The organism is Bacteroidia bacterium, from assembly GCA_023228875.1.
Lineage (GTDB): Bacteria > Bacteroidota > Bacteroidia > NS11-12g > UBA955 > JALOAG01.
Genome location: JALOAG010000073.1, coordinates 1 through 2501 on the forward strand (window position 1 = coordinate 1; position 2501 = coordinate 2501).

The 2501-nt window shown below is 31.8% G+C and carries 2 protein-coding genes; both read right to left on the minus strand.

From position 1 onward, the window contains the following. A partial coding sequence (locus M0R38_13425) for a PHP domain-containing protein (protein ID MCK9482737.1) occupies nucleotides 1-2151 on the minus strand: 2151 nt, incomplete at its 3' end. 39 nt (nucleotides 2152-2190) lie between these two features. Continuing rightward, nucleotides 2191-2501 (minus strand): hypothetical protein (locus M0R38_13430; GenBank protein ID MCK9482738.1); only part of this gene is annotated, 311 nt, incomplete at its 5' end.

Genomic DNA, 2501 nt, shown 5'->3' on the forward strand with positions numbered 1-2501 from the left:
AAGAGAGTTTGCTTGACCTAACTCAAGTAGTGAAGTAGGACGAATTGCTTTAATTGTTGAACCGCCTATCGCAGTATCAAATTGGAATAAACTAAGAATTTTACCATCTGAAGCCATATCCCACATTTCTTTTGACTCATAGTTTAATACATCTGGACTAAGATAGTGATTGTAAGTTTCTCTTATTGAGCCTTTCCAATCAATATATCCATATATTTTAAGTAAATTAAGAGTTACTGCAATTTTATCAAGTGCTTGAGTAACTAAAAGATCATATTTTAAGCCACCCATTTCTTCACTATCGTGTAGCTCAAATTGAGAAGTTAAAACGCCATTAGGTGCTTTCATAAAAGCATTGCGTTTTGTAAAATCATCATTAGTAATAAGTATTCCAGCAGCATGGACTCCACGTCTACTTATTAATCCTTCAATACCTAAAGCGACTTTCCAAATGTCTTGATAACTACTCATTTCTGAGCGGAAACCAGGAGAAGGATCTTGTTCTTTTTCTTCATTTCCATAAAAACAAGATTTCAGGTCTCTTACTTGCCCACGATCTACTGGAACCAAAGAAGATAGATATGTTCCTAACTCTGGTTCATAACCTAAACCTCTTGTAGCAGTTTGTATGGCCGCCTTGCTAGTCTCTGTCCCAAATGTAGCAATACGAACAACATTTCCACCTAAACTTTCAAAAAATTCAGTGATGTCATTAATAATTCTATCTTTTTTTGATGCTTGAAAATCAGTATCAATATCAGGCAATTCAAGTTTTTCTCTATGAAGAAATCTCCAGTGAGGTAACTCTACCGGTGAGTTTAGTGGGTCTGCTTGTGTAATGCCCAATAAATAACAAATAAGCATAACATAAGAAGAACCTCTACCTGGACCTACTATACTTTCAGATTTTTCCCAAGCAATGTTGATTATCTTCATCATAGTTGTAAAATAAGCAGAGAGTCTATCTCCAAGACGTTCTGAAACAAGCCAAACTTCTTCTAACTCAATTTCCAATCTTTCAAGATGTTTTTGTTTCCAATCTGAATCTTTTCCAATAGAAATTTCATGTAGTTTATTTAAAACATGGCTAATAAATATTTTATCATCTTGATGAGAAGAATTGCAAAATTTATTTATGTATGTGTATTTTGAGGGTGGGCATTCTATTAATTCTACTTCTTTAACATCTGTTCTTGGAACAACCTGCTTACTTTCAAGAGAATATTCTTCACACTTAAACATTATATCAAGTGTATTTTCTCTTATTTCTTCCAATTCTTTTTCTGGAATATAAGACATATATCTGCAAATTTCTTCCCAAGACATCAAATACGTAGCAGAGTAAAAAGAATCAACTTCTCTATCGCCATCTTTTGCATTAAGAAAAGCTTTGTGAATTTTTCTATCTTCAATTGTTAAATAATGAATGTCGGTAGTGATAGTTACTTTAATTTTTCTTTTGTGCGCGTAAGCAATAGCTAAAGTATTATAAAGAATTTGATCTTGTTGTTCAGAAGGTTGTATTTCAATATAGAAATCTTCACCAAAAATATCTAAACACCAATCAACAAACTCATTAAGTTCATCTTTCTTTTCCTGATTGCGCTGGGCGGCGACAACTAAATTAGCAAACTGACTTCCAAGGCATGCTGTTGAAGCAACTATATGCCCTTTGTTTGCACCAATAATTGCCTCAATATCTGAAGGATAAGTTGGAACTCTTTCAATATATTGTCTATAACTTCTTTTCCAAGCTAAAGAACTTAATTGTCTAAGTTGCTCATGGCCTATCTTATCTTTTGCTAAAAGAATAAAATGCCAATACCTATCTTTTCCTTTATTATAATTTGTTCTTGAAACTCCTTCTCTTGTTAAGTAAATTTCATTTCCTAAAACAAGTCTGAATAAATCAACTTTTTCCTTCATTTCATCTGTTTTTGCTTCTTTTCTAAGTTTTTTCAGATGTTTTTGTGCTTTAACATGATTTGCAAGTATTTCATGATCTGTAATAGCAATCCCACCTAAACCTATTTCTATTGCTTTGTCTATTAGTTCATTAACTTTGACAGTACTATCTAATAAACGAACATTTGACATATCTGTGTGTGAGTGTCCATTAAAATACTTATTACCCATTTTTTCTCCTTTCATCTTCATATAATAATATTATACCATAGTAATTGATAAAAGTCAATTATTTTTTCTAATTTCTATTACTTTTCCTTCTCCAATTACTGAGGCGCAACTACCACTTGAATGAATTTTATCACTTATTTTTGATTTATCTACAATAAATTCAACAATAGAGCCATCATGTAAAGTATATTGATTGTTTATATCAGTATGTTCATTTGCTTTGACATCTCCAACCATTGTTTGAATTTGGCTTCCATCTTCAAAAGTAATTGTAAAAGTGTCACCAATATTTTTAGCATAAAAAGTTCCAAGCGCTACCAAATAATAAATACCAATTCTTCTAAAACCATTTTCATCGGTGGTAG